We start from the raw sequence: 12,905 nt of genomic DNA on the forward strand, positions 1-12,905 counted from the left end.
CCCTGTGACTCCCGAACACCCCACCCCGACCGGCCGGCACGACCTCGCCCTGGACCCGCCGCCCGGCTGCCCCGCCCACGGCCGCGGCACCGGAGGACTGACCCGGCTCTACGGCCCCGGCGCGGAGAACCTCGGCGAACTGTACGAGCAACTCCGCGAGGAGTACGGCCCCGTGGCGCCGGTGCTGATCCACGACGACCTGCCGATGTGGATGGTCCTCGGGCACGCCGAGAACCTGCACATGGTGCGGACGCCCTCGCAGTTCTGCAAGGACAGCCGGATCTGGTCGCCGTGGGTGGAGGGCAAGGTCAGGCCCGACCACCCGCTCATGCCGCACATCGCCTTTCAGCCCATGGCCGCCCACGTCGAGGGCGACGAGCATCTGCGGCTGCGGGGCGCGGTCACCGCGGCCATGGCGACCATCGACGACCGCAGCCTGCGCCGCTTCATCAACCGCTCCTCCCAGCGCCTCGTCAACCGCTTCTGCGAGGAGGGCCGCGCCGACCTGGTCGGCCAGTTCGCCGAGCACCTTCCGATGGCCGTGGTGTGCCATGTCATCGGTATGCCCGAGGAGTACGACGACCGGATGGTGCACTGCGCCCGCGACGCGCTCAAGGGCTCCGAGACCGCCATCGCCAACCACGCCTACGTCATCGAGGCGCTGGCCCGGCTCACCGAACGCCGCCGCGCCCAGCCCGAGGACGACTTCACCAGCCACCTCATCAACCACCCCGCGGGGCTCACGGACCAGGAGATCAGGGAACACCTGCGCCTGGTGCTCTTCGCCGCCTACGAGGCCACCTCCAACCTGCTCTCCAACACGCTGCGCACGGTCCTGACCGACCCGCGCTTCCTCGCCCAGCTCAACGGCGGCCAGATGACGGTGCCGGAGGCGGTCGAGCAGTCCCTGTGGGACGAGCCCCCGTTCAGCACCGTCTTCGCCTACTTCGCCAAGCAGGACACCGAGCTGGGCGGTCAGCGCATCCGCCAGGGCGACGGCCTCTTCTTCGCGCCCGCCCCCGGCAACGTCGACCCCCGGGTGCGCCCCGACCTGTCCGCCCACATGATGGGCAACCGCTCGCACCTCGCCTTCAGCGGCGGCCCGCACGAATGCCCCGGCCAGGACATCGGCCGTGCCATCGCCGACGTCGGCGTCGACGCGCTGCTGATGCGACTGCCGGACGTGCAACTCGACTGCGACGAGGACGAGTTGCGCTGGACGGCGTCGATCGCCTCACGGCACCTGGTGGCCCTGCCGGTCCGGTTCGAGCCGAAGCCCCAGCAGGACGTCAGGCACAAGCCCAGCCACTCCCCGATCCCGCCGCAGCGCATGACGCGCCCGGTGAGCACGGCGCCGCGGCCCGCGCCGACGCCGCCGGCCGCCGCCGAGCCGGTGGCCGCGCCGCCCGCCCCGCAGCCGACGCAGCCCGTCCGCAGGCCCAACGTCTGGCGGCGCTTCGTGATCTGGGTGCGCGGCTACTGAGGGACCGCCGGCCGTCCCGGTCGTCCCGGTGTGGCGGGAGTCGCGGCCCAACGGTCGTACGACGCCCAGGCCTCGAGCTCCCGCCCACTGCGCAGCCGGTGCTCCGTCCCCGTGACCGGATCGGTGAACTCCAGCTCCCGCGCCAGCAGTTGCAGCGGGCGCCGGAACTCGCCGACCGGCTCGGGGGCGGCCACCTCGGGGTAGAGCGGATCGCCGAGGATCGGCACGCCGAGCGCGTTCATATGCACCCGCAGCTGATGGGTCTGCCCGGTGGCGGGCAGCAGCCGGTACCGGGCGAGCCCCGGCGCCCGGTGCTCGACCAGTTCGACGCGGCTCACCGCGTTCGGCTCGCCCGCCACCTCGTAGGCGGCCAGCACGCCACGCTCCTTGACGATCCGGCTGCGCACCGTCCGGGGCAGGGCGAGCCCGGGGTCGTGGGGTGCGAGCGCCTCGTACACCTTGTGCACGCGGCGCTCACGGAACAGCGCCTGGTACGCGCCGCGCTCCTCGGGGCGCACGGTGAACAGCACGAGCCCGGCGGTGAGCCGGTCGAGCCGGTGCGCGGCGCCGAGCGCGGGAATGCCCAGCTCCCGCCGCAGCCGGGCCAGCGCGGTCTCGGTGACATGACTGCCGCGCGGGGTGGTGGCCAGGAAGTGCGGCTTGTCCGCGACGACGATGTGCTCGTCGCGGTACACGACCTCCAGCGGGAACGGCACGGGCGCCTCGGGCGGCAGCTCGCGATGGAACCACACGAACATCCCCGGCACATAGGCCGCGTCCGGCGCCACCGCCGCACCGTCGGCGCCCACGACGAGCCCGGCCGCCAGCATCCCGTCCACGATCCCGGCGCGCGCCTCGCCCAGCCGCTCCACCAGGTGCTCCCGCACGGTGGCCCAGGCGCCCTCGCCCGGCAGCCGCACCCGCACGGGGTCGATCCCGTCGCGCTGCGGCAGGGGGGAGGGCGGGGGAGGGGTGCGACGTCTCATCGCGGTCAAGCGTACGGCGGCGACGGAGCGGGGCGGGCGTGCGGCGGCGACGGAGCGGGGCGTACGGACCGCGGAGACGGGGTGGGGCCGGCGTACGGACCACGGCGCGAAACCCGGTTGACTCCTCGCGGCCCGTTGGCAGGATGCCGATCATGCCTTACACCGCAGGCTTCGTCCTGCCCGCCGGAACCCTGTCGAGCGCCCCGCAGCCCGTGCTCCGCACCGGGGACGGACTGGTCCTGCGCCGGTGGCGGGCCGAGGACGCCCCCGCCGTCCACGCCGCCTTCCAGGACCCGCTGATGCACCAGTGGCACATCAGGGCCGCCGATTCCGAGGAGGAGGTGGCCGGCTGGATAGCGGAGTGGCAGCAGGCCTGGGAGGGGGAGCAGAGCGCCCAGTGGGCCGTCGTCGACGCGGACACCGACGTGCTGCTGGGGCGGGTGGCGCTGCGCGGCATCCAACTCGGCGAGGGCCTCGCCGAGGTCGCGTACTGGACGACCGGGGCGGCCCGTGGCCGGGGCGTCGCACCCCGGGCCACGGCCGCCCTGTCGCGCTGGGCCTTCGACGAGATCGGCTTCCACCGCCTGGAGCTGTCGCACGCCACCGCCAACGAGGCCTCCTGCCGGGTCGCCGAGAAGGCCGGCTTCACTCTGGAGGGCACCATGCGCAGTGCGGTCCTCCACCAGGACGGCTGGCACGACATGCACCTGCACGCGCGCGTACAGGGCGACTGAGCGCCTGCCTTCCCTACGCCCTGCCTTCCCCCTACGCCCTGCCTTCCCCCTGCGCCCTGCCTTCCCCACGCGTCCGCCTTCCCTGCGCGCCGGCCTTCCCTACGCGTCCGCCTGCTGTCGGCGGTACGCCCGGAAGGCCACGCCGACCGCGACCGTCGCGCCGAGGAACAGCACGGTGAACCACTGGAAGTACCAGTGCCCGCCCGCCGGGTCGTACACCGCCGCGCGCGGCCAGGCCAGGTTGACCGCCATCAGCAGGCCGTAGAGGAGGGCCAGGGCGTTCACCGGGACGCCCCAGCGGCCCAGGGAGAACAAGGGGGCGCCCGTCTCGTCGGCGCCGGCCGAGGAGAAGCCGCCGCGCAGCCGGCGCACCAGCAGCGGGCCGGTGACCATCGCGTACGCCAGGTACAGCATCACGATGCAGGTCGTGCCGATGGCCAGGAACGCCTCGGGCGAGGCGAAGTTGAGCAGCAGCAGGGCCGCCGCGAGGCCGCCGACCACCAGCGCCGGGGCGCTCGGCATGCCGGTGCGCGGGTGCACGCGCGCGAGGCGGGCGGAGAACGGGAGCTGTCCGTCGCGGGCCATGGAGAACAGCATCCGGCAGGCCGCCGTCTGGATGGCCAGCGTGGCCACCGCGATCGCCACGACCACGTCCGCCAGCAGCGCCTTGCCGACGCCGTCGCCGAGGCTGCTGGTGAGGACGTAGGAGAGTCCGTCGACGCCCAGACGGCCGTCGGTGAGGCTGGGGGCGGCGAGCAGGCCGCCCAGGACGATCAGGCCGCCGAGCAGCCCCGCCGCGCCGAGCGCGGTGAGGATGGTGCGGGGCGCGGTGCGACGCGGGTGGTGCGTCTCCTCGCTCATCTCGCCCGCGCTGTCGAAGCCGATCATCACGTAGGCGGCGGTGAAGGAGCCGACGAGCAGCGCCCCGAACAGACCGTTCTGCGCGGCCCCTTCGGTGTGGAAGGTGATGCTCGGGGTGCGCTCGGAGTGCGTCAGCAGCAGGACGACGATGAGCACCGCGCCGATGATCTCGGCGGTGACGCCGACCCGGTTGATCACGGACATCACGCGGTTGTCGAGGATGTTCACGATCGTCGTCAGCACCAGCAGGACCACGCCGAGCAGGGCCGCGTTGGCCGCGCCGTCGGCCGAGGTGGGGGCCGGGTCGGTGCCGATCAGCTGGAAGCCCGACCAGATCGCCGGCAGCACCATCTGCAGCGCCAGCGCGGCCGCGGCGACCACCACGACCTGCCCGATCACCATGATCCAGCCGGCGAACCAGCCGAAGGACGGCGTCGACAGCCGCGTCGACCACTGGTAGATCGCGCCCGAGATCGGATAGCGGGCGGCCAGCTCCGCGAAGCAGGCGGCCACCAGCAGCTGCCCGACCAGCACCGCCGGCCAGGCCCAGAAGAAGACCGGGCCGCCGAAGGCGTACCCGAAGGCGAAGAACTGGAAGACGGTCGTCAGGACGGAGATGAAGGAGAACCCGGCGGCGAACGAGGCGTACCGGCCCAGGCTGCGGTGGAGTTCCTGGCGGTAGCCGAACTCGGCGAGGGAGCCGTCGCCGTGCCCGGCGTCGGGGGAGTGCGGTGGGTCGGGGCGTACTTCGGAGGATGTCGTTGTCGTCACGGCGGAACCTGCCTTGGCCCAGAGAGAACTTAATTCCTGTCGGGCGACAGAAATTAGGGACGGGCTGTTTCGTGTGCGTCACGCCGCCGTGTCCGGGGCGGGCCCAAGTCCTCACGTCCTCCGGACTCCACTCGATCGCGTTACATCGCGTCTATTGCCAGGGGTGCCGACTCGCGATATGTTCGGCTACGGATATTCGAAAGCGAGGTGGTCGTCGTGGCGAGGAAACGCCGCAAGCTCAGCAACCCGTTGGCGCTCGCCGTGATGACCACGCTCTGGCAGAAGCCGATGCACCCGTACGAGATCGCCCAGACCCTGCGCAGCCAGGGCAAGGACACGAGTACGAAGACGAACTACGGCTCGCTCTACACCGTCGTGCAGAACCTCGAGAAGTACGGCTTCGTCGAGGTGACCGGTGTGGAGCGACAGGGCAACCGCCCCGAGCGCACGGTCTACGGGCTCACCGAGGCCGGGCGCGAGGAGGTGGCCGAGTGGCTGTCCGATCTGCTCGCCATCCCCGCGAAGGAGTACCCGATCTTCGAGACGGCGCTCTCGCTGATGGCGGCGCTGCCTCCGGACGACGTGGTGCGTCTGCTGGAGACCCGGCTGAGTTCCCTGGAGGTCCAGGTGGCCAGCGGCCGGGGCGCGCTCGAGAAGCTCTACGAGACGCTGCCGAGGCTCTTCCTCGTCGAGGTGGAGTACCAGCTGCACATGGTCGAGGCGCAGGCGGAGTGGGTCGGCGGTTTCCTCGAGGAGGTCAGGAGCGGCTCGCTGCCCGGTGTGGACGGGTGGCGGCGGTTCCACGAGACGGGGGAGTTGCCCGAAGAGCTCAGATCATGAAGAAGACCCCGGCGTGACTGTTGGAGCAGTCCCGCCGGGGTCTCGAACCCCGAGCTGAACCCGCCGTGAGGCAGTTCCAGGCGATCGAGGTGCGGCACACCCAGGATAGCCCGGTGCTCCTCCGGCGGATCAGCAGTCCCGTTCCGCTCACACAGGAGAGCAGCATCGTCATGAGTGCGACTCGTGCGCCCGCCGTAGAGGCGCGTCAACTCGTCAAGACCTACGCCGGCGGCGTCACCGCGCTGAACGGCCTCGACATCACCGTGGAGCCCGGCGCCGTGTTCGGGCTGCTGGGCCCCAACGGGGCCGGCAAGTCCACCGCCGTCAAGATCCTCACCACCCTCGCCCGCCCCGACTCCGGCTCGGCCGTCGTCGCCGGTCATGACGTGCTGCGTCACCCGGACCGGGTGCGCCGGGCGATCGGCGTGGTCGCCCAGAACTCCGGCGCCGACCCGGTCGCCACCGGGCGCGACAACCTCCGCCTCCAGGGCAGGCTCTACGGCGTGCAGGGCGCAGCCCTCGACCGCCGGGTCGACGAGCTGCTCGAACGCTTCGCGCTCGCCGAGGCCGCCCGACGCCCGGTCAAGGGCTACTCAGGCGGCATGCGGCGGCGGCTCGACGTCGCGCTCGGCCTGGTGCACCGCCCCGAGGTGCTCTTCCTCGACGAGCCCACCACCGGTCTGGACCCGCAGGCCCGCACCGCGATGTGGGAGGAGATCGGCCGGCTGGCCGGCGAGGAGGGGCTGACCATCCTGCTCACCACGCACTATCTGGAGGAGGCCGACCGACTCGCCGAGCGCGTCGCCATCGTCGACCGCGGCCGGATCGTCGTCACGGGCACCCCCGACTCCCTCAAGGGCGAACTCCGCGGCGACGCGGTGCACATGGAGCTGCGCACCGCGCCCGGCGAGACGACCCGGGCACGGCTGGCGGACGCCCTCGGGGAACTGCCGGGCGTGTACGAGGTGGTGTTCGACGGCCTGCGGGTGAGCGTGCGCGCGCAGGACGGAGCGGCGACGGTGCCCGCGCTGCTCGGCGCGCTGGAGCGGGCCGGGGTCGCCGTCGCCACCGCGACCGTGGCCCGGCCTTCCCTGGACGACGTCTACCTGCGCTACACGGGCCGCCGCTATGCCGAGGCCGAGCGCGAGCCCGCTGCGGCCGACGCCCTCGTGCTCGCCGGGGGTGGGCGATGAGCACCGCGATCGCCCAGACCTGGTACCTGACGCAACGTCAACTGATGGTGTTCGCCCGTCAGCCCGCGTATGCCGTGATCACACTGATCCAGCCGGTGATCTGGCTGTTCCTGTTCGGCGGCCTCTTCAAGGGCGTCGTCGAGCTGGGCGGCTTCGGCACGACCTCCTACCTCGACTACCTGGTGCCGGGCGTGGTCGTGATGAGCGCGCTCGCCTCCAACCTGTGGGCGGGCATGGGCACGCTGGAGGAGATCCAACGCGGCACCCTCGACCGCTTCCTGACCACCCCGGTCAGCCGGGCCGCGCTGATGAACGGCAACGTCGTCCACAACGGCATCGTCACCGCCCTGCAGTCGGCCGTCATCGTGCTGCTCGGGCTGGCGGGCGGCGCGGACTACCCGGGCGGGATCGCGGGCGTCGTCGTCCTGATCGTCGCCTCGGTGCTGCTGGGCACGGTCTTCGGGGCGCTGTCCAACGCCCTGGGCATGCTGGTGCGGGAGCGGGAGTCGATCATCGGCGTCAACACGTTCCTGCTGCTGCCGCTGACCTTCCTGTCCAGCGCGTTCATGGCGCCGGACCGGATGCCCGACTGGATACGGCACGTGGCCCGCTTCAACCCGTTGGACTGGGCGATGACGGCGGGTCGTTCGGCACTGTCCGCCGACCCCGACTGGGGCGCGGTGCTCGTCCGCGGCGGGGCGCTGCTCGCGCTCGCGGTGGCGGCCGTGTGGCTGTCGATCAGAACGTTCCGGTCGTACCAGCGCTCGGTGTAGCCGCGGGTCGGCACCGAGGCGGGAGTCCTCGGGCGGCCCGCCCCACGGGTGCGGGCCGCTGGCGACCTCTCAAGCGGCCGGGGCCGCCCCCTCCTGCTCCGCCTCCACACGCGCGTTCCACTCCCGCTTCGAGGCCTGCCAGCCGTCCTCGTTGTGGCCGAGCCGCCAGTAGCCGGAGATCGACAGGTCGTCGCGGGGGATCTGGAGCTCGACGCGCAGGTATTTGCGCAGCTCCTTCACGCAGGCCGCCTCGCCGTGCACGAACGCGTGCAGGCGGCCCTCGGGGAACTCCAGCGCCCGGACGGCCTCGACGAGGGTCGCGCCGACGGGCCGGTCGCCGCGGTGCAGCCAGACGACCGCCACGTCGGACTCGATCTTCTGCTCCTCCTCGGGCCCGGACACCTCGATGAAGGCGTGGGCGACGGCGCCGGCGGGCAGCGACTCCAGGGCGGCCGCGATGGCCGGCAGGGCGCTCTCGTCGCCGGCCAGCAGATGCCAGTCGGCGCTCGCGTCGGGGGCGTAGGCACCGCCGGGCCCCATGAACCGGACGGTCTCGCCCGGCTGGACGCGGGCCGCCCACGGTCCGGCCAGTCCCTCGTCGCCGTGGACCACGAAGTCCAGGGTCAGCTCGTGGTGTTCGGCGTCCCAGTCGCGCACGGTGTACGTCCGGGTCACGGGCCACTGCTCACGGGGGAACTCGGCGCGGATGCGCTCCAGGTCGAAGGGCTCCGGGTAGCTCACGCCGTCGGGGCCGAAGAGCAGTTTTACGTAGTGGTCGGTGCACGTTCCCACCGTGAACTCCGCCAGGCCCTCGCCGCCGAGCACGACGCGCTGCATGTGCGGGGTGAGCCGTTCGGTGCGGACGACCTGCGCGGAGTGCGGCTTCCGCGGCTGCCGTGCCGGACGTTCTGCCATGGCGGCCTCCCATGTCTATATGGTTAGGTTTACCTAAGTTAGCATCCCTCCCCCGGCGATGCCCCCCGTTCGAGAGGTTGAATCACCCCTCTTTCAGAGGATGACTTCCGCCTGGGGCGAATGTCATTCCCTGATGCAAGAACAATGCTTACGCGGGCCGGGTCGCCAGCGTCGTCAGCAGTCGCTGCAACGACCCGCCGAGTCCCCAGCGCTCCGCCAATGCCTCCAGTGTCTCCCCGTCCCGCGGCGAACGAGGAAGCGCGGTGCTCACCTCCGGCAGCGGCACGTCGTCCGCGACCTTGACCACCTTCGGCGCGACCGCCACATACGGCCGCGCCTCGTCCAGCCGCTTGCGCTGCGACGGCGTCAGCTTCGCCTTCGGGTCGTCCACCGCCGCCATGATCCCGGGCAGATCGCCGAACTCGGCCAGCAGCTTGGCCGCGGTCTTCTCCCCGATGCCCGGCACGCCCGGCAGACCGTCGCTCGGGTCGCCGCGCAGCAGCGCCAGATCCGCGTACCCGCGCCCGTCGACGCCGTACTTCTCCCGCAGCCACGCCTCGTCCGTCAGCTGCAGCGTGCCGACGCCCTTCAGCGGGTACAGCACCCGCACCCCGCGCGCGTCGTCCACCAGCTGGTAGAGGTCGCGGTCGCCGGTGACGATGTCGACCGGCCCCTTCGCCCGCCCGGTGAACGTGCCGATCACGTCGTCCGCCTCGTAGCCGACGACGCCCACGCGCGCGATGCCGAGCACGTCCAGGACCGTTTCGATGATCGGCACCTGCGGCGCGAGAGTGTCCGGCACCTCCTCCTCGTCCGGCCCGGCCGCACGCTCCTCGGCGACCCGGTGCGCCTTGTAGGAGGGGATCAGGTCGACCCGCCACTGCGGGCGCCAGTCGGCGTCCATGCAGGCGACCAGTTCGTCCGGCCGGTGGTCCTTCACCAGCCGGTCGATGAAGTCCAGCAGTCCGCGCACGGCGTTCACCGGGGTGCCGTCCGGCGCCTTCACGGAGTCCGGGACGCCGAAGTAGGCGCGGAAGTAGAGCGAGGCGGTGTCGAGGAGCATCAGTCGTCCGGTCACGCCTCGCATCATGCCGCACCCGGGCCCGTGCGACCGGTGGGAATTCACTCCCGTGGCAGGCGTAAACCATCTGTTGACCTGCTGTGAACTGAACCACTCGCACGTTTGCCCCGGTGGGGCCAGGGCAGGCGCGGCCTCGGAGCGGCCTGAGGTTGCGCCTTCAACTGTTTGCTGTTGCTGAGCGCTCCCTTCTCTGCCCCCGACGTTCTCCGTCCCCGATCGAGAGGTACGCGTGTCTTCCACGCTTGAGGCCGAGCATCTGTACAAGGTGTTCGGCAGACGACCCCAGCAGGCGGTCGAACGACTGCGCGCCGGAGCCGACCGCGAGGAGCTGCGCGCCGACGGCACCACGGCCGCCGTCATCGACGCCTCCTTCACCGTGCGGCCGGGCCAGATCTTCGTCGTCATGGGCCTGTCGGGATCCGGGAAGTCCACCCTGCTGCGCATGCTCAACGGGCTGCTGGAGCCGACCGCCGGACGCGTCCTCTTCGACGGGCAGGACCTCACCGCCCTCGCCGACCGCGACCTGCGCGCCGTCCGGGCGAACAAGATCAGCATGGTCTTCCAGCACTTCGCGCTCTTCCCGCACCGCAGCGTCCTCGACAACGCCGCCTACGGCCTCGCCGTCCAGGGCGTCCCCCGCCGCGAACGCGAGGAGCGCGCCGCCGAGGCGCTGCGGCTGTGCGGTCTGGCCGGCTGGGAGAAGTCCTGGCCGGACGAGCTGTCCGGCGGCATGCAGCAGCGCGTGGGCCTGGCCCGCGCCCTCGCCACCGACGCCGACCTGCTCCTGATGGACGAGTCGTTCAGCGCGCTGGACCCGCTGATCCGCCGAGACATGCAGGACCAGCTCCTGACGCTCCAGCAGACGCTGAAGAAGACCATCGTCTTCATCACCCACGACCTCAACGAGGCCATGCGCCTGGGCGACCGCATCGCCGTCATGCGCGACGGCCGTATCGTCCAGACCGGCACGGCGGAGGACATCCTGCTCCGCCCCGCGAACGACTACGTCGCCTCCTTCATCCAGGACGTCGACCGCTCCCGCGTGCTGACGGCCGCCGCCGTCATGGACACCGACGTGCGCGGCGACGAGGCCGACTGCGACTGCCGGACCGCGACCCCCGACACCCCCTTCACCGCGCTGTGCGCGCTCAGCGCCCGGCTGCCCCACCCGGTCGCCGTCCTCGACGGGCGACGCAAGCTCGTCGGCGTGGTGTCCAGGCAGCGCCTGGTCCGCTGCCTCGGCGACGAGGACGCGGGCGAGGCGATCGCCTGCGACGGCTCGCGGGACGACGGGAGGAAGGTGACCGCCCGTGCCTAGGCTTCATCTCGGCGACTGGGTCGACTCCGGCGTCGACTGGCTCGTCACCCACCTGTCCTGGCTCTTCGACGCGGTCAAGACGGTCGTCGAAGGCATGTACGACGGCATCGACGCCGTCCTCGCCGCCCCCGAGCCGCTGCTCCTCGCCGGCATCCTCGCGGTGCTCGCCTGGTGGCTGCGCGGTCTCGTCGCGGGCGTCCTCGCCTTCGCCGGGTTCGCCCTGATCGACTCCCTCGCCCTGTGGGACGACGCCATGTCGACGCTGTCCCTGGTGCTCGTCGCCACGGCGATCGCGCTGGTGGTCTCCGTCCCGCTGGGCATCTGGTCCGCCCGCTCGAAGGCCGTCAGCGCGACGCTGCGGCCCGTCCTGGACCTGCTCCAGACGATGCCGTCGATGGTCCTGCTGATCCCGGCCATCCTGTTCTTCGGCATGGGCGTCCCCGCGGGCGTCGTCGCCACCCTGATCTTCGCGCTCGCCCCGGGCGTGCGGATGACCGAGCTGGGCATCCGTCAGGTCGACCCCGAACTCGTCGAGGCCGCCGAGGCGTTCGGGACGACACCCCGCGACACCCTGCTGCGCGTGCAGCTGCCGCTCGCGCTGCCGACCATCATGGCGGGCGTCAACCAGGTCATCATGCTGGGCCTGTCGATGGTCGTCATCGCCGGCATGGTCGGCACCGGGGGCCTCGGCGGCGCCGTCAACGAGGCCATCGGACAGCTCGACATCGGCCTCGGCTTCGAGGCGGGCCTCGGCATCGTCGTCCTCGCCGTCTACCTGGACCGGATGACCGGCGCCCTCGGCACCCGGATCTCCCCGCTCGGCCGACGCGCCGCCGCCAAGGCCCGCGGCACGGTGTGGACGTACCGCCCGCGCCCGGTCGTGGCCGTGGTCGGCGTGGTCGTCCTCGCCCTGGTCGCGGGCGGCATGAACGTCTTCGGCGCGGCCTCCTCCTCCACCGCCGCGACCTCCGCCTCGGACGTCGGCAAGGGCCGGGAGATCGAGATCGGCTACATCCCGTGGGACGAGGGCATCGCCTCCACCTACCTGTGGAAGGAACTGCTGGAGGAGCGCGGCTTCAAGGTGAAGACCACCCAGTACGCCGCCGGCCCCCTGTACACCGGCGTCGCCACCGGCCAGATCGACTTCCAGACCGACGCCTGGCTGCCCACCACCCACGCCGAGTACTGGAAGAAGTACGGCGACCGGATGGAGGACCTCGGCTCCTGGTACGGCCCCACCTCCCTGGAGCTCGCCGTCCCCTCGTACGTGAAGGGCGTCGACTCCCTGGCGGACCTGAAGAACCACGCCTCCGAGTTCGACGGCAGGATCACCGGCATCGAGCCCAGCGCCGGAATGATGGGCCTGCTCAAGGACAAGGTCCTCGAGGAGTACGGCCTCGACGGCTCCTACACGGTCGTCGACGGCTCCACCCCGGCGATGCTCGCCGAGCTCAAGAGGGCCTACGCGGCGAAGAAGCCGATCGTCGTCACGCTCTGGTCGCCGCACTGGGCGTACAGCGACTACGACCTGAAGAAGCTGAAGGACCCCCAGGGCGCCTGGGGCAAGGGGGACGGCGTGCACACCCTCGCCCGCAAGGGCTTCGCCGCCGACAACCCCGAGGCCGCCGAGTGGCTGAAGGACTTCAGGATGACCGAGGAGCAGCTCACGGGTCTGGAGGCGCGGATCCAGAAGGCCGGCAAGGGCAAGGAGCAGGACGCGGTCCGGACCTGGCTGAAGGAGAACCCCGCGTTGATCGAGAAGTGGGTACCGGTGGCGGATCCGGGGCAGGAAAGCCGGGCGGTCCGGTGACCTGACAGCACCGCGACCGTCCGACGAGGGGCGGGCACCGACGTACGGCCTCCACGGCCTGCGCCGGGGCCCGCCCCTCGTGCTCCCTGCGCGCCCCCCCGTGCGCCCACGGCAAGGATCCGGCCAACCACAGAGAGCTA

At 71.8% G+C, this 12,905-nt stretch carries 11 protein-coding genes; 7 read left to right on the forward strand and 4 right to left on the reverse strand.

Annotated features, from left to right (window positions below):
- Positions 1 to 4 precede the first annotated feature (4 nt).
- Positions 5 to 1,483, forward strand: a complete 1,479-nt coding sequence (locus ABZ725_RS34445) for a cytochrome P450 (RefSeq protein WP_358806388.1) — start codon at positions 5 to 7, stop codon at positions 1,481 to 1,483.
- On the opposite strand, the gene ABZ725_RS34450 is transcribed toward ABZ725_RS34445, so the two are convergent.
- Positions 1,477 to 2,469: an RluA family pseudouridine synthase gene (locus tag ABZ725_RS34450; protein WP_358806389.1), complete on the reverse strand. Its 993-nt coding sequence runs from the start codon at positions 2,467 to 2,469 to the stop codon at positions 1,477 to 1,479. The genes ABZ725_RS34445 and ABZ725_RS34450 overlap by 7 nt on opposite strands.
- A gap of 152 nt (positions 2,470 to 2,621) precedes the next feature.
- Between ABZ725_RS34450 and ABZ725_RS34455 the strand changes: the two genes are divergently transcribed.
- A complete protein-coding gene (locus ABZ725_RS34455) occupies positions 2,622 to 3,203 on the forward strand; it encodes a GNAT family N-acetyltransferase (protein WP_351908091.1) in 582 nt (193 codons plus the stop codon).
- 99 nt (positions 3,204 to 3,302) lie between these two features.
- On the opposite strand, the gene ABZ725_RS34460 is transcribed toward ABZ725_RS34455, so the two are convergent.
- The gene (locus ABZ725_RS34460; protein ID WP_358806390.1) at positions 3,303 to 4,835 is read right to left on the reverse strand and encodes an amino acid permease; all 1,533 of its coding nucleotides are present in this window, start codon (positions 4,833 to 4,835) and stop codon (positions 3,303 to 3,305) included.
- A 216-nt stretch (positions 4,836 to 5,051) separates the two neighbouring features.
- On the opposite strand from ABZ725_RS34460, the gene ABZ725_RS34465 reads away from it, so the two are divergent.
- The 3 genes from ABZ725_RS34465 to ABZ725_RS34475 all read left to right on the forward strand — a co-directional run bounded on the left by ABZ725_RS34465 (position 5,052) and on the right by ABZ725_RS34475 (position 7,641).
- Entirely contained in the window at positions 5,052 to 5,675 is a 624-nt protein-coding gene (locus ABZ725_RS34465; RefSeq protein ID WP_358806391.1) for a PadR family transcriptional regulator, read from the forward strand.
- Positions 5,676 to 5,845: 170 nt separating this feature from the next.
- Positions 5,846 to 6,868, forward strand: coding sequence for an ATP-binding cassette domain-containing protein (locus ABZ725_RS34470; protein ID WP_358806392.1), 1,023 nt, complete (start codon positions 5,846 to 5,848; stop codon positions 6,866 to 6,868).
- Positions 6,865 to 7,641 (forward strand): ABC transporter permease, encoded by a 777-nt coding sequence (locus ABZ725_RS34475; protein ID WP_358806393.1) that lies wholly within the window; start codon positions 6,865 to 6,867, stop codon positions 7,639 to 7,641. Before ABZ725_RS34470 ends, ABZ725_RS34475 begins: the two co-directional genes overlap by 4 nt.
- A 69-nt stretch (positions 7,642 to 7,710) precedes the next feature.
- Here the strand turns inward: ABZ725_RS34475 and ABZ725_RS34480 are convergent, their stop codons facing one another.
- The gene (locus ABZ725_RS34480) at positions 7,711 to 8,556 is read right to left on the reverse strand and encodes a siderophore-interacting protein (RefSeq protein ID WP_358806394.1); all 846 of its coding nucleotides are present in this window, start codon (positions 8,554 to 8,556) and stop codon (positions 7,711 to 7,713) included.
- A gap of 148 nt (positions 8,557 to 8,704) precedes the next feature.
- Entirely contained in the window at positions 8,705 to 9,646 is a 942-nt protein-coding gene (locus tag ABZ725_RS34485) for a 5'-3' exonuclease (protein WP_358806395.1), read from the reverse strand.
- A gap of 220 nt (positions 9,647 to 9,866) precedes the next feature.
- Here ABZ725_RS34485 and ABZ725_RS34490 point away from each other — a divergent pair, with 220 nt between their 5' ends.
- Both ABZ725_RS34490 and ABZ725_RS34495 read left to right on the forward strand, forming a co-directional pair.
- Positions 9,867 to 10,955 carry a betaine/proline/choline family ABC transporter ATP-binding protein gene (locus tag ABZ725_RS34490; RefSeq protein WP_358806396.1) on the forward strand — a complete coding sequence of 363 codons (1,089 nt, stop codon included), beginning with the start codon at positions 9,867 to 9,869 and terminating at the stop codon, positions 10,953 to 10,955.
- Positions 10,948 to 12,765: an ABC transporter permease/substrate binding protein gene (locus tag ABZ725_RS34495; RefSeq protein ID WP_358806397.1), complete on the forward strand. Its 1,818-nt coding sequence runs from the start codon at positions 10,948 to 10,950 to the stop codon at positions 12,763 to 12,765. Before ABZ725_RS34490 ends, ABZ725_RS34495 begins: the two co-directional genes overlap by 8 nt.
- Positions 12,766 to 12,905: the final 140 nt, after the last annotated feature.

This window comes from Streptomyces sp. NPDC006872 (assembly GCF_040635845.1).
Taxonomy (GTDB): Bacteria; Actinomycetota; Actinomycetes; order Streptomycetales; family Streptomycetaceae; genus Streptomyces.

Coding starts and splice junctions, on each gene's coding strand:
- ABZ725_RS34450 (WP_358806389.1), bottom strand. CDS start 2,469: ATGAGACGTCGCACCCCTCCCCCGCCCTCCCCCCTGCCGCAGCGCGAC.
- ABZ725_RS34475 (WP_358806393.1), top strand. CDS start 6,865: ATGAGCACCGCGATCGCCCAGACCTGGTACCTGACGCAACGTCAACTG.
- ABZ725_RS34485 (WP_358806395.1), bottom strand. CDS start 9,646: ATGATGCGAGGCGTGACCGGACGACTGATGCTCCTCGACACCGCCTCG.
- ABZ725_RS34480 (WP_358806394.1), bottom strand. CDS start 8,556: ATGGCAGAACGTCCGGCACGGCAGCCGCGGAAGCCGCACTCCGCGCAG.
- ABZ725_RS34455 (WP_351908091.1), top strand. CDS start 2,622: ATGCCTTACACCGCAGGCTTCGTCCTGCCCGCCGGAACCCTGTCGAGC.
- ABZ725_RS34470 (WP_358806392.1), top strand. CDS start 5,846: ATGAGTGCGACTCGTGCGCCCGCCGTAGAGGCGCGTCAACTCGTCAAG.